This is a genomic window from Caballeronia sp. LZ024, from assembly GCF_031451455.1.
Taxonomy (GTDB): Bacteria; Pseudomonadota; Gammaproteobacteria; order Burkholderiales; family Burkholderiaceae; genus Caballeronia; species Caballeronia telluris.
In genome coordinates this window covers 527,828-539,797 of sequence record NZ_JARUXL010000004.1, presented here as the reverse complement: position 1 = coordinate 539,797, position 11,970 = coordinate 527,828, and the positions used below count along the sequence as shown (strand labels likewise).

At 66.9% G+C, this 11,970-nt stretch carries 13 protein-coding genes; 10 read left to right on the top strand and 3 right to left on the bottom strand.

Annotation, left to right across the window (positions count from 1 at the left end; all coding sequences use genetic code 11):
- Nucleotides 1-25: 25 nt before the first annotated feature.
- The 6 genes from QCE48_RS24640 (at nt 26) to QCE48_RS24615 (ending at nt 5,311) form a co-directional block, all read left to right on the top strand.
- The gene (locus QCE48_RS24640; RefSeq protein WP_309782878.1) at nt 26-985 is read left to right on the top strand and encodes a 4-hydroxyproline epimerase; all 960 of its coding nucleotides are present in this window, start codon (nt 26-28) and stop codon (nt 983-985) included.
- Nucleotides 982-2,109, top strand: coding sequence for an FAD-dependent oxidoreductase (locus QCE48_RS24635; protein WP_309782877.1), 1,128 nt, complete (start codon nt 982-984; stop codon nt 2,107-2,109). Before QCE48_RS24640 ends, QCE48_RS24635 begins: the two co-directional genes overlap by 4 nt.
- Complete coding sequence (locus tag QCE48_RS24630) at nt 2,102-2,362, top strand: (2Fe-2S)-binding protein (RefSeq protein ID WP_309782875.1); 261 nt, start codon at nt 2,102-2,104, stop codon at nt 2,360-2,362. The genes QCE48_RS24635 and QCE48_RS24630 overlap by 8 nt, the downstream gene beginning before the upstream one ends.
- Nucleotides 2,359-3,627 (top strand): FAD-dependent oxidoreductase, encoded by a 1,269-nt coding sequence (locus QCE48_RS24625; RefSeq protein WP_309782874.1) that lies wholly within the window; start codon nt 2,359-2,361, stop codon nt 3,625-3,627. Before QCE48_RS24630 ends, QCE48_RS24625 begins: the two co-directional genes overlap by 4 nt.
- A 213-nt stretch (nt 3,628-3,840) precedes the next feature.
- Nucleotides 3,841-4,569 carry a helix-turn-helix domain-containing protein gene (locus tag QCE48_RS24620; protein ID WP_404982299.1) on the top strand — a complete coding sequence of 243 codons (729 nt, stop codon included), beginning with the start codon at nt 3,841-3,843 and terminating at the stop codon, nt 4,567-4,569.
- 328 nt (nt 4,570-4,897) lie between these two features.
- A complete protein-coding gene (locus QCE48_RS24615) occupies nt 4,898-5,311 on the top strand; it encodes a response regulator (protein ID WP_116562983.1) in 414 nt (137 codons plus the stop codon).
- A gap of 55 nt (nt 5,312-5,366) precedes the next feature.
- Here QCE48_RS24615 and QCE48_RS24610 read toward each other — a convergent pair whose 3' ends face one another.
- A complete protein-coding gene (locus tag QCE48_RS24610) occupies nt 5,367-5,537 on the bottom strand; it encodes a hypothetical protein (protein WP_309782873.1) in 171 nt (56 codons plus the stop codon).
- Nucleotides 5,538-5,689: 152 nt separating this feature from the next.
- Here QCE48_RS24610 and QCE48_RS24605 point away from each other — a divergent pair, with 152 nt between their 5' ends.
- The 4 genes from QCE48_RS24605 (at nt 5,690) to QCE48_RS24590 (ending at nt 10,439) form a co-directional block, all read left to right on the top strand.
- A complete protein-coding gene (locus QCE48_RS24605; RefSeq protein ID WP_309782872.1) occupies nt 5,690-6,361 on the top strand; it encodes a glutathione S-transferase in 672 nt (223 codons plus the stop codon).
- A 138-nt stretch (nt 6,362-6,499) separates the two neighbouring features.
- Nucleotides 6,500-8,137 carry an ATP-binding domain-containing protein gene (locus tag QCE48_RS24600; RefSeq protein WP_309782870.1) on the top strand — a complete coding sequence of 546 codons (1,638 nt, stop codon included), beginning with the start codon at nt 6,500-6,502 and terminating at the stop codon, nt 8,135-8,137.
- On the top strand, nt 8,137-8,634 hold the full coding sequence (locus tag QCE48_RS24595) for a molybdopterin-dependent oxidoreductase (RefSeq protein ID WP_309782868.1): 498 nt from the start codon (nt 8,137-8,139) through the stop codon (nt 8,632-8,634). Before QCE48_RS24600 ends, QCE48_RS24595 begins: the two co-directional genes overlap by 1 nt.
- On the top strand, nt 8,631-10,439 hold the full coding sequence (locus QCE48_RS24590) for an ATP-binding protein (protein ID WP_309782867.1): 1,809 nt from the start codon (nt 8,631-8,633) through the stop codon (nt 10,437-10,439). The genes QCE48_RS24595 and QCE48_RS24590 overlap by 4 nt, the downstream gene beginning before the upstream one ends.
- 27 nt (nt 10,440-10,466) lie before the next feature.
- Here QCE48_RS24590 and QCE48_RS24585 read toward each other — a convergent pair whose 3' ends face one another.
- Nucleotides 10,467-11,321 (bottom strand): helix-turn-helix domain-containing protein, encoded by an 855-nt coding sequence (locus tag QCE48_RS24585; RefSeq protein ID WP_309782865.1) that lies wholly within the window; start codon nt 11,319-11,321, stop codon nt 10,467-10,469.
- Nucleotides 11,322-11,502: 181 nt separating this feature from the next.
- Nucleotides 11,503-11,805, bottom strand: coding sequence for a hypothetical protein (locus QCE48_RS24580; protein WP_309782864.1), 303 nt, complete (start codon nt 11,803-11,805; stop codon nt 11,503-11,505).
- Nucleotides 11,806-11,970: the final 165 nt, after the last annotated feature.

Genomic DNA, 11,970 nt, shown 5'->3' with positions numbered 1-11,970 from the left:
GCCGCCGCGTTTCTACGATAGCAGCATGAAAACACTCGACATCATCGATTCGCACACGGGCGGTGAGCCTACCCGCCTCGTTGTTTCGGGCGGGCCGGATCTCGGGCGCGGCACGCTGCGGGAACGGCTCGACGTCTTTCGCGCGCAATTCGACGCCTGGCGCGCGGGCATCGTGACGGAGCCGCGCGGCTCGGACGTGGTCGTCGGCGCGCTCTTGTGCGAACCCGACGATCCGGCGAGCACGGCTGCGGTCATCTTTTTTAACAATGTCGGCTATCTCGGCATGTGCGGGCACGGCACGATCGGGCTCGTCGTCTCGCTCGCGCATCTCGGACGGATCGCGCCGGGGCCGCACCGGATCGAGACGCCGGTCGGCATCGTCGAGGCGACGCTCAACGGGAACGGCAGCGTCAGCGTGCGCAATGTGCCGGCGTACCGGCACCGGCAGGCGGTGACGGTCGACGTGCCGGGCCACGGCGCGCTTACGGGCGATGTCGCGTGGGGCGGCAACTGGTTCTTTCTCGTCGCGGACCACGGGCGCGAACTCGTGCCGGCCAACATCGCGCAACTGACCGCGTTCACCGAGGCGATCCGCGACGCGCTCGCCGCGCAGAACATCACCGGTGCCGATGGCGCGTACATCGACCATATCGAACTGTTCTCGGACTCGCCGCGCGCGGGGCTGGACAGCCGCAGCTTCGTGCTCTGCCCGGGCAGCGCCTACGACCGCTCGCCATGCGGCACCGGCACGAGCGCCAAAGTGGCGTGCCTGGCCGCCGACGGCCTTTTAGCTCCGGGCGAAGTCTGGCGACAGGAGAGCGTGATCGGCAGCGTGTTCGAGGCGAGTTACGAGCCGGCGGACGCGGGAATCGTCCCGACGATCACCGGCCACGCCCACATCATGGGCGACGGACGCCTCTGCTTCGATCCCGCCGATCCGTTCGCGTGGGGCATTCCCGCCGCTCCCGCCAACGCGATCCGATGAGCGCGGATGTCATCGTCGTCGGGGCGGGGATCGTCGGCGCGGCGTGTGCGGCGGAAATGGCGGCGCACGGTCTCGCGGTCGAGGTGCTGGAGTCGCGCGGAATCGGCGGCGGGGCGACGGCGGCGGGCATGGGCCACATCGTCGTGATGAACGACTCGGCCGCGGAATTCGCGCTCGCGCGTCATTCGCGCGAACTCTGGCTCGAACTCGCGCCGCAACTGCGCGATTGCGACGCGTTCGCGCGTTGCGGCACGCTGTGGGTCGCGGAGGACGACGAAGAGATGGCCGCCGCCCGCGCGATGCGCGACGCGTTCGCGGCACACGGCGTGCACGCGGACCTGCTCGACACCCACACGCTGCGGACGACCGAACCCGCGTTGCATGAGCGGTTTGCGGGCGGCCTGCTCGTCTCGGACGACGCCATCGTCTACGCGCCGCGCGCCGCCGAATGGCTGCTGACGCAATCGCCTCATGCGTCGCGCATCCGCGTATCGACGGGATGCCGCGCGGCGAAGATCGAGCGCGGACGCGTCACGCTCGCGAACGGCGAGGCGCGCACGGCGGCGCATGTCGTCGTCGCCAACGGGCTGGCCGCGCACGAACTGCTGCCGGACGTGCCGCTCGCCGCGAAAAAAGGTCATCTGCTGATTACCGACCGCTATCCTGGCCTGATCTGTCATCAACTGCTCGAACTCGGCTATATCAAGAGCGCGCATCACGCGACTGGAACTTCCGTTGCATTCAATGCGCAGCCGCGTCCGACCGGCCAGTTGCTGATCGGGTCGTCGCGGCAGTTCGATACGCTCGATCCGGCCATCGAAACGCAGGTGCTCGCCGCGATGCTCGCGCGGGCGGCGCGCTATCTCCCGGACTTGCCGGCGCTCAACGCCATTCGCGCGTGGACCGGGTTTCGGGCGGCGTCGCCGGACGGCTTGCCGCTGATCGGCGCGGCGCGCGAGCTCGACGATGGCATCTGGCTCGCCGCCGGCCACGAAGGGCTCGGCGTGACGACTTCGCTCGGCACGGCGAAGCTGCTGGCGGCGCTGATGCTGAACCACGCTTGCGCGCTCGATCCCGCCGCGTTCGCGCCGAGCCGCTTTTCGACGGAGCACGCGCATGACTGACACCGTGACCGTCACGATCGACGGGGAAGCGCGCAGCGTTCCGGCGTTCACGACCGTCGCGGCGGCGCTCGCGATGCACGGCACGCTCGCGACGCGGCTTTCGGTAACGGCCGAGCCGCGCGGCCCGCTGTGCGGCATGGGCGTGTGCCAGGAATGCCGCGTGAGCGTCGACGGGCGCGCGCATGTGCTCGCCTGCCAGACGCTGTGCCGCGACGGCCTCGCGATCCTCACCGCGACCGGGGCCGCGCGGTGAAGATTGAACGCTACGACATCGCGATCGTCGGGGCGGGGCCGGCGGGCTTGCGTGCCGCGCAGGTGGCGGCGGGCGAGGGCGCGCGCGTCGCGCTGATCGACGACAACCCGCGCCCCGGCGGACAAATCTGGCGGCAGGGTCCGGGCGTCGCGGCGGCGCCGCCGCTCGCGCTCTGGTTGCGCGGCACCGCGCCTCGCCTCGCCGTGAAAAGTGGCGTGAGAGTCGTGTCGGCGACAGGCGCGAACCGCCTGCTGCTCGAATCCGCCGACGGAGCCGCCTGCATCGAATCCACGCATTTGATTCTCGCGACCGGCGCCCGCGAGCTTCTGCTGCCCTTCGACGGCTGGACGCTGCCCGGCGTCACCGGCGCGGGCGGCTTGCAGGCGCTTATCAAGGGCGGCATGCCGGTCGCGGGCGAGCGCATCGTGATCGCGGGCAGCGGGCCGTTGCTGCTCGCGGCGGCGTCGACGGCGGCGCAGCACGGCGGCGACGTGCGCGCGGTCGTCGAACAGGCGGGTGCGGGCCGCGTGCTGCGCTTCGGCGCGACGCTCGCGCTCACGCCGGCGAAGCTGGCGCAGGCGGTCGCGCTGATGCGGGCGATCCGCTGGTCGCGCTACCGGACGGGCGCGGTCGTCGTGAAGGCGCACGGCACGAAGCGCGTCGAAGCGGTGACAATCCGCGCCGCCGGACGCGAGCAGTCGATCGAAACGGATCGCGTCGCGTGCGGCTACGGGCTCGTGCCGAATGTCGCGCTCGCGCAGGCGCTCGGCTGCGCGCTCGATTCGCACGGCGCGATTCGCGTCGACGATTCGCAGCGCACGTCGGTCGCGGGCGTGCTGGCGGCGGGCGAATGCACGGGCGTCGGCGGGATGGAACTCGCTTGGGTCGAAGGCGCGCTCGCGGCTTACGCGGCGCTCGGCATCGACGATGCGCGCGTCGCGGCCGAACGTCGCGCGCGCGGGAGCTGGCGGCGCTTTGGCGCGCGCGTCGCCGCCGCGTTCGAGCTGGGCGACGAGGCGCGCCGGCTGCCATCGCCCGATACGCTGATCTGCCGCTGCGAGGACGTCAGCGTCGGCGCGCTCGCGCCGCACGCGAACTGGCGCGACGCGAAGCTGCACACGCGCTGCGGCATGGGGCCGTGCCAGGGCCGCGTGTGCGGCGCGGCGGCATCGGCTTATTTCGGATGGGACGTCGGGGCGCCGCGCGAGCCGTTCAGCCCGGCGCGCATCGACACGCTGATCGCAGCCGGCGATATCGCCCCATAGCGTGATCGGGCGCGCATTTTTTTATGCCGCCGCGCGCCCCTATAATCGAGCGCAGCCATTCCATGCCACGACCGCCGTGCGCATCCGTCCATGACCGGCAAAGTCGCAAACCACGCGAGCGATACGCGCATGACCACTACGATGGACCGCCCGGCCGACGAACTCGGCGCCGCCGCATTGCGCGCGAGCGCGGGCGGATCGACGCTCGACGCGATGCTCGGGCACTTCATGCTGCTCGAACCGGTCTTCGACGCGATGCCCGACGTCGTGTTCTTCGTGAAGGACGAGGAAGCGCGCTACGCGATGGTCAACCGCACGCTCGCCAGGCGCTGCGGCCAAAAGGACAAGCGCGCGCTCATCGGCAAGACGGCCGAAGACGTCTTTCCGCGCCGCTTCGGCCGGATCTATACGGCGCAGGACAAGGCGATCATCGGGCAAGGCAATCAGCTGATCGATCAGCTCGAACTGCATCTCTATGCCGGACGCGAGCCCGGCTGGTGCATGACCTGCAAGCAGCCCCTACAGGATGCGTCGGGCAGGGTGGTCGGCCTCGCGGGCATCTCGCGCGACCTGCAGGCGGCCGAAGGCACGCATCCGGCTTACAGCCGGCTTGCCGCAGTCGTGCAGCACATCCAGGAAAACTTCGTGCAGCCGCTCACGATGCGCGAGCTGGCGTCGATGGCGAACATGTCGATCGCGCAACTCGAACGCTATTTCCACAAGGTCTTTCACCTGACGCCGCGCCAGGTGCTGCTCAAGACGCGGCTCGATGCCGCCACGGCGCTGCTCGTCACGCATGACAAGGTCACCGATGTCGCCGCGTTGTGCGGCTACACCGACCACAGCGCATTCACGCGCCAGTTCAAGGCGACGGTCGGGCTCACGCCGACCGAATATCGCGCGCTCCTTCACGCAGGCGCGGCGCCCGAAAAGTCTGACTAGAAAGCGGGCACGGCGGATGGAGGATTTACACGGTCGTGCTTATCGCGGGACTCGGGCACGGGCGCGGCGCCGCCCCGTAAGGGCGTGGCCGGGGCGACGAGGTTCCGGCCTGCTTCTTGCTCAACGGGATGCGGACAGGACCGGCGGCACGCCGGGTTCCTGGGACCTTCAAGCACCGCGCGCGTTCCGCACCGGACAAGCGCGGCCCTCCAACCGATCAACAACGGTGCTGTCGGAATCCATGTCGCGACCCTGAAGCGAATAGGGTCGAGCGGCAAGCAGTAGAATCGCCGGCATATGAATTCCGCTTAGGCAGTTTCAAAACAAAATGATGAACGAAGTAGCAAGACTGGGGCACACGAGGATCGTGCTGATTGAAGACGATCCGGAGAGCAGGGAATCGTTGCAGATGTTGCTCGAGGAGGAAGGCGCGGACGTGGTTGCCGTCGCCGATGCCGAGGAGGGCGTGGAAACCGCGATCCGGCTCCTGCCCGATGCAGTGATCTGCGACATCGACCTTCCCATCATGGACGGTTTCTACCTGATACAACGTTTGCGCGATCACGAGATTCGCGGGAATCTGCCGCCCTCCGTGGCGATCGCGCTGACGGGCCACGATGGCGACGAATATCGATTGCGAAGTATCGGCGAAGGCTTTCAGCATTTCATGACCAAACCGGCGCATCCCGACGAACTCGTGGAGTTGATCCACGATTCGCTGAACGCGCGCGCGATGTCCTGAAGCGCTGCGAAAGGAGGCGCGCCGCGCGCGCTTCCTTTCCTGGTCGACTGCGATGCTAGGAGCGGTCGCGGTTGCGCGCTCGCGTGGCGCCCGTGATGACGGCGATGCCGAGCAGGATGACGGCCACGATGGCGATCGTGTGCTGCGCGACGTGCATCGCGACGAGCGCCCACGCCACGCCGCCGATGAAGATCAGCCAGCCGACTAGATAAATGATGAGTGTCATCGAATTCTCCCTTGTGCCTGCGTTGTTGGTTGTGATCGAACGCGGTCGCTTTCGAAGCGGCCTTCTATATTCGACGCTTCGGCGCCCGCCGGATCATTGGTATGCTGCGGCGCAACCCACGACGCCTTGCAAATCACATTCCATCCCTGCCCATGCTCACCGTCCATCATCTCAACAATTCCCGTTCGCAGCGTGTGCTCTGGATGCTGGAGGAACTCGGCGTCGAGTATGAACTGAAGCGCTATCAACGCGATCCGAAGACGATGCTTGCGCCGCCCGAACTGCGTGCGGTGCATCCGCTCGGCAAGTCGCCGGTCATCACCGACGAGGGTCTCACGATCGCCGAGTCGGGCGCGATCATCGAATATCTGGTCGATCGTTATGGCAAGGGACGCTTTGCGCCGCCGCACGGCGCGACGCCGGAGCGCGTGCGTTACAACTACTGGATGCACTACGCGGAAGGCTCGGCGATGCCGCCGCTGCTGCTCAAGCTGGTGGCGCTGCGTATCGGCAGCGCGCGGATGCCGTTCTTCGTGAAGCCCGTCGCGCGCCGGATCGCTCAGACGATGCAAAGCAGTTTCATCGATCCTCAGCTCAAGCTGCACTTCGGGTATGTCGAGGCGGAACTCGCCAAGTCGGAATGGTTCGTCGGGGACGCCTTCACCGCCGCCGACGTGCAAATGAGTTTTCCGCTCGAAGCGGCCAGTCATCGCGCCGGGGCCAAGGCGCTTCCCCATGTTCGCGCGTTCCTCGAACGCATTCATGCGCGAGAGGCGTATCAGCGGGCGCTGGCGCGTGGCGGGAAGTACGACTTTGCCGATTGAGGCCGGTCGTTAGGCGGGTTGATCGGACGCGTTTGCGTTCTCGCGAAACCAAGTTTCACAGCGAGCCGCCGAGCGTCATGCGTACAATTGCGCCTACCCGCCCCAACCCCATGCGCTGACGCGCGAAAAAGGCTGAGCATGGCCCGCATCGTCCCCGACGACTGGAAAAATCTCGAAGCAACCGGCGCCGCCGTGCGCGAACTCGAGACGCTGTCGCTCCTGGAAAAGCTCCCCGACGACTACACCGTGTATCACGGCGTTCACTGGACCCGCATCAACGAGGGGTTCTCGGTCTTCGGCGAAGCGGACTTCGTCGTCGTGGCGCCGTCGGGCCGCGTGCTCGTCATCGAACAGAAGGCGGGCTTCCTGCGCGAAACGCCGTCCGGGCTGGTGAAGGTCTATCTGCAAAAGGAACGCAACGTCGCCGTGCAGCTCGCACGCACGCTGGAAAACCTCCATCGGCGCTTCACGGCCGCGTTCGGCGCGGGCACCTATCGCATCGAAGAACTTCTGTACTGCCCCGACTACACGGTCAAGGACGACTCCATCGCAGGCGTGCCGCCCGGCCGTATCGTCGATGCGAGCCGCAAGCGCGAGCTGCCCGCAGTCGTGCTCGACGTCCTGCCGCCCGACGAACCGCGCTTCGAATCGTCGACTCGCATCCATCACTTCCTCGCCGACGAACTCGCGCTCACGCCCGATACCAACGCGCTCGTCGGCCAGGCCGACATGCTCGTCACGCGCCTGTCGGGCGGCCTCGCGACCTGGGCGCGCCGCCTCGAATTCGAGCCGTTCCGTCTGCGCGTGATCGGCACGGCCGGCTCCGGCAAGACGCAACTCGCCGTGCAGGTCATGCGCGATGCAGTCGCGAAGGGCAAGAGCGTGCTGTACGTCTGCTTCAACCGGCCGCTCGCCGATCACATCCGGCTCGTCGCGCCGACGCAAGCGAAGATCGCCAACTATCATCAACTGAGCGCGGCGGTCGCGCGCGATGCGGGCAGTCCGCCCGACTTCAGCCAGCCGAACGTGTTCGCCACGCTCGAAGAACGCTTCGCGAACGTCGAGGTGCCGGAGCACTGGAAGTTCGACGTGTTGATCGTCGACGAAGGCCAGGATTTTCACGCGGCGTGGGTCGATGCGCTCGCGCGGCTCTTAAAGCCCGAGGGCGCCTGGTGGTGGCTCGAAGACCCGATGCAGAACCTCTACTTCCGCGAGCCCGTTCCGCTGCCCGGCTGGACGACGCTGCGCGAGAACACCAATTACCGCAGCCCGCGCGATCTGCTCGCGTACATCCGGCGCATCGTCGGGAACGAAGTGCGGCTCGATGCGGGCAGTCCCTTCGACGGCTCCGAGGTCAGCATGTCGACCTACGCGAGCGGTCACGCCGACGAAGTGATCGAGGCGACCAAGCGCGCGATCACGCAGGCGCTCTCGCTCGGCTTTCGCAAGCAGGACATCGCGGTGCTGTCGTTTCGCGGACGCGAAGGCTCGGTGCTGACGGCGGTCGAGCAACTCGGCCCGCACCGGCTGCGCAGCTTCACCGGCGGCTACGATCTGTTCGGCAATCCGGAGTACCGCGAGGGCGACGTGTTGCTCGAATCGATCTATCGTTTCAAGGGGCAATCGGCACCGTGCGTGGTCCTGACCGAAGTCGATTTCGATGCGCTCGACGAGCAGGCCGCGCGCAAATTCTTCGTCGGCGCGACGCGTGCGACGATGAAGCTGATCGTCGTGGCGTCGGAGCGCGCCGCGAAGGCGTTCGACGAGGCGCACTGATGGCGGTTTCAACGTTGCGCATCGCCGCCCTGTGGCTCTTCCTGGCGAGCGCGCCGCTGGTTCGCGCGGCGCCGCCCCTCGCGCTCGAAGTGCAGGGAAAAATTTCAAGAACGAACGACGCGTCGCACACGGTCTATCGCATTTCCGAGGCGGAACTGCTGAAGCTTCCGGTGCATACGATCGTCACCTCGACGCGCTGGACGCGCAAGTCGACCTTCACCGGACCGCTTTTTTCCGACGTGCTGAAGCTCGTCGGCGCGACGGGCCGCACGGTCGACTTCGTCACGCTCGACGACTACACCGTCAGCATGCCCGCGAACCACGCCGAGGCTTACGGCGCGATCCTCGCCTACACGATGGACGGCAAGCGCCTCGAAGTGCGCGACTTCGGCCCGTTCTTTCTCGTCTATCCCCGCGACGCGTATCCGTCGGAACTGACGGGCGCGGCCGCCGACGCCCGATTCGTATGGCAGGTCAAAGCACTGATCCTCAAATGACGCGCCCGTGGTATCGGCGCGTGTGGTATGCCGCGCTGATCGCGATCGCGATCGCGCCGCCGATCGGCGCCGTCGCCTACATGCTCTACACGGGCCTGCTCGTGAAGCAGACGCCGCATGAGATCGTCATGGCCTACGACGGCTTCTACTGGGACGCCGCGCAACTGGAGATCGCCTATGAGCGCTTCGCGAACCAGGTGCTGCTGTATCGCGGCGGCATCGACGAGGAAGCCGACACGGTCCGCCTGCGCTACCAGATCGTCGAATCGAAGCTCAACGTCGTCGCCGGGTCCACGAAGATGCTCGGCAACCACGAGGCGTTGCGCAACCGGCAAGAAGAAATCCTGCGCCAGCTGGCGAATGCGATCGAATCGATTTCGCCCGATGTCGATACGATCGACCAGGACCCCCAGCACACGCTTCGCATCACGGGCGTGCTGCGGCAGAACCTCGCGGCGGTGACCGAACTGTCGAACGGCCGGCGCATGGTGGACGTGGCCGAGCGCGAGGGCATCGTGAGCGACTTCGAGGCCAAGCGTCGCTATCTGATCTATGGCGGCATCCTGCTCGCGCTGCTCTCGGCGGCGGCGACCACGCTGCTGCTCCTGAACGGCTACCGGCGCACGCGCCTGATCGAGCAGCAGCGCGCGGCACTCGCGGCCGAACATCAGGCGACGCGCGCCGCGCGCGAGGCGAGCGTCGCGAAGGACACGTTCCTCGGCATGATCAGCCACGAGCTGCGCACGCCGTTGCACGCGATCGTATCGTCGGTGGAATTGCTGGGCCTGAGCCTGCGCGAGGACGCGGACCGCCGGATCATCCAGCGTCTGGAAACCGGCGCGCGTCATCTCGAAGCGCAGATGCGCGACCTGACCGACTACGCGCGGCTCGGCGCCGGCAAGCTCGAACTGCGCATGACGGTGTTCGATCCGCTCGAACTGCTCGATTCCATCGTCGATGCGAACACGCCGGCCGCGACGGCCAAGGGCCTCGAACTGCGCGGCGAGTTTCTCGGACAGCGCGGTCCGCTCGAAAGCGACCAGCATCGTCTGAGGCAGATCGTAACGAACCTCGTCACCAACGCGATCAAGTACACCGACGCAGGTTCGATCGACGTGCGCTTCGAGCGCACCGACGACCGCCTCGACATCTCGGTGATCGACACCGGCCCCGGCATCGCGCGCGAGCAGCTTCCGCTGATCTTCCAGGAGTTCACCCAACTCGATTCGTCGAGCACACGTCGTTTCGACGGCGCGGGCATGGGGCTCGCGGTCGTGCGCGGACTCGTCGATCTGCTCCGCGGCAGGGTCGAAGTGTCGAGCGAAGTCGGGCAGGGCGCGGCGTTTCGCGTGAACCTGCCGGTCGCGTCGGCCGAGAGGCTGCCGGAGCGCCGCGAACAGGCCGCCGAAAGCGCGCCTTTCCGGAAGTCGCGCGTGCTCGTGATCGACGACCACGAATCGATCCGCGAATCGCTCACGGAAATGCTGACGCATCTCGGCTACGCGGCCGTCGCGATGGGCGAGGTGGACGGCGCGCTCGCGTGGCTCGCGTCGAATCAGGCCGACGTGATCCTCGCGGACCTGCACATGCCGGGCAAGGATGGCTATTCGTTCGCACAGGAGTATCGCGCGCGGCTCGCGCCCGGCGCGAGCGTGCCGATCATCGCGGTGAGCGCTTACGCGCCCGAACTCGTCGATCCGGCCGCGACCATCCTGTTCTTCGATTATCTGCTGAAGCCGGTGCGCTACGAGGTGCTCAAGAGCGCGGTGGCGCGCGCGGTATCGGCGACGCGGCGCATCGCCTGAACGTTCAGCGAACGCTCATGTTCAAGCTCAGGCGCGCAGCAGACGTTTGGAGAGATCGGCCACCAGAATGGCGAGGCGAGCCGGTTTTTCGAAGCACGCGACGTTGTAGTCGCGGATCACCTGGCTGATGTCGGACTCGCTTGCCTTGCCGGTCGTGAGTTCGCCCGTGAGGACGAAGACCGGCGCGTCCGGGTTGTCGGATTCGCGCACCGCGCGAATCGCACCCGCCGACGTATGCGCGCCGAACAGCCAGTCGATCACGACCGCATCGAACACCTGCGTTTGCAGCGATTCGAGGAACGTGTCGAGGTTGTAGAACGCGATGGCCGTGAAACCCGTGCATTCCAGATAGTCGTGCAGATTGTCGGCCGAGGCCTGATCGTCGTCGACGACCGCGATCACCGGCTTTTCCACGTCCGCGCGACGCGGCTGGATCTCGATCTTGTGGACGTCGAAGGCTTCGTGCAGCAACACGCCCTCGTGCTTCGTCACGAGCCAGCGGTTGTTCAGCTTTTGCACGATGAAGTCGGGACGACTGCCCGCGTCGAGCGCCGCGCCGACCCACGCGGTGCAGGGGATTTCCGCCGAGCCGATCTTGAACACGGCGTCGTGAGCGGTGCCTTCGGTGTCGTCGACGTTGGCATTTTTTGCATCGAAGAGCTGGAGCGCGGGTTCGTCGAACGCATCGGCGACGCGGCGGATCTGCGTGAGCGTCCACGGACTATTGCCGCGCAGCTTGCGATGGCCCTGCGAGAAACTGAGATCGAGGATGCGGCATAGCTCGGCGGTCTGCTGCCGCTTGCCGATGCCATGACGGCTCATGAGTTCGCGCACGCGCTCCGCGACGGCGAGCGATTCCGATGAAGATGTTTCAGTGACCATTGCCGTTCGACGATGAGAGAGGCGCCCCGTTCCCGCAAGCGCGGTCCGCGGGGGTGTGATGCGGCGTCATTGTAAAGCGGAACGGCCGGGGTCCGTGTGCGGGATGCAATGGAAACGGCCGGAACCCGGTCCGGCCGCTTGATGCGCTCATAGGCTTTGTCGGTGCAAAGCCCGCAGGCGCTTACTGACTGCCGGAAGCCGGCGCGTCCATCGTCGATGAACCCTTCTTCTGCGTCTTCTTGTGCGACATGCCGGACTTGGAAGAACCCATCGAATTGCCGCCCGTCGCGTTGGAGTTCGCGCCGGTTTCGCCGTTCGCGTTCGGCGTGCTCATGCCGGTGCCGCCCTGGCCCGCGCCGTTGCCGCCCGCGGTGCCGCCGCCCGCGCCACCGCCGCCGCCGGCCTGCGCATACGCGCCGCCGGACAGGCCGAGGATGAGCGCCGATATCAGCAGGCCTTGTGTTGCCTTCGTAGCGAGTTTCATGGTCATCTCCTTGAGTGTGGATAGGAGTCGCATTCAGTGCGATGCGACCCGCATGACCTTCACTGCAATCGTCGTGCCTCGCCAGAAAGCGCCAGTCACGCGCGACAAAAATCCGCGCCGCCGATGTCGTCGCGCCGGGCCGAATCCGACGGCGACCTCGTGCAA

Excerpts from the sequence above, each read along its gene's own strand:
- QCE48_RS24640 (WP_309782878.1), top strand. The coding sequence starts at position 26 with ATGAAAACACTCGACATCATCGATTCGCACACGGGCGGTGAGCCTACC.
- QCE48_RS24635 (WP_309782877.1), top strand. The coding sequence starts at position 982 with ATGAGCGCGGATGTCATCGTCGTCGGGGCGGGGATCGTCGGCGCGGCG.
- QCE48_RS24630 (WP_309782875.1), top strand. The coding sequence starts at position 2,102 with ATGACTGACACCGTGACCGTCACGATCGACGGGGAAGCGCGCAGCGTT.
- QCE48_RS24620 (WP_404982299.1), top strand. The coding sequence starts at position 3,841 with ATGCTCGGGCACTTCATGCTGCTCGAACCGGTCTTCGACGCGATGCCC.
- QCE48_RS24615 (WP_116562983.1), top strand. The coding sequence starts at position 4,898 with ATGATGAACGAAGTAGCAAGACTGGGGCACACGAGGATCGTGCTGATT.
- QCE48_RS24610 (WP_309782873.1), bottom strand. The coding sequence starts at position 5,537 with ATGACACTCATCATTTATCTAGTCGGCTGGCTGATCTTCATCGGCGGC.
- QCE48_RS24605 (WP_309782872.1), top strand. The coding sequence starts at position 5,690 with ATGCTCACCGTCCATCATCTCAACAATTCCCGTTCGCAGCGTGTGCTC.
- QCE48_RS24600 (WP_309782870.1), top strand. The coding sequence starts at position 6,500 with ATGGCCCGCATCGTCCCCGACGACTGGAAAAATCTCGAAGCAACCGGC.
- QCE48_RS24595 (WP_309782868.1), top strand. The coding sequence starts at position 8,137 with ATGGCGGTTTCAACGTTGCGCATCGCCGCCCTGTGGCTCTTCCTGGCG.
- QCE48_RS24590 (WP_309782867.1), top strand. The coding sequence starts at position 8,631 with ATGACGCGCCCGTGGTATCGGCGCGTGTGGTATGCCGCGCTGATCGCG.
- QCE48_RS24585 (WP_309782865.1), bottom strand. The coding sequence starts at position 11,321 with ATGGTCACTGAAACATCTTCATCGGAATCGCTCGCCGTCGCGGAGCGC.
- QCE48_RS24580 (WP_309782864.1), bottom strand. The coding sequence starts at position 11,805 with ATGAAACTCGCTACGAAGGCAACACAAGGCCTGCTGATATCGGCGCTC.